The organism is Acinetobacter sp. NIOH-H-8 (assembly GCF_046635365.1).
Taxonomy (GTDB): domain Bacteria; phylum Pseudomonadota; class Gammaproteobacteria; order Pseudomonadales; family Moraxellaceae; genus Acinetobacter.
This window is the reverse complement of sequence record NZ_JBHDVN010000315.1, coordinates 1-401: the sequence shown is the minus strand read 5'-3', so window position 1 is coordinate 401 and position 401 is coordinate 1. Positions and strand designations below refer to the sequence as shown.

Sequence of the window (401 nt, the reverse complement as noted above, 5' to 3'; positions counted from 1 at the left end):
GCTTCTGATCCCCATGGGTGGCCAGGGCCGCTCGCCCCTCCACGAGACGGCCCTGCAGCCTGGGTAAGGTCCGCCGCAGATCGGGGCCTTTTCTCGAGCACGGAGCGGCAAGTGTTTAATGAATTGTTACAAGTTGGATTTACAAGCGGCAAGATGTTTAGCATATTGATACGCGAAGACGTTTTTTGCCGGTTCAAGGAGTGAACATGAGTGACCTGACCCTGGCCCAGTGGCAACACAAGGCCGCCCATCTGACCCTGCCCTCGCAAGCCTTTATCGATGGCAGCTACCGGGATGCCGTCAACGGCGCCACCTTCGATTGCATCAACCCGGCCAACGGCCAGTTGCTGACCAAGGTGGCCTCCTGCGACGCTGCCGACGCCGAGCTGGCGGTGCAGGCC

General features: G+C 60.3%; 1 pseudogene. It reads left to right on the top strand.

What is annotated here, in order from left to right:
- Positions 1-206: 206 nt before the first annotated feature.
- A pseudogene (locus ACEWB7_RS18415) lies at positions 207-401 on the top strand (hypothetical protein); the annotation flags it as partial.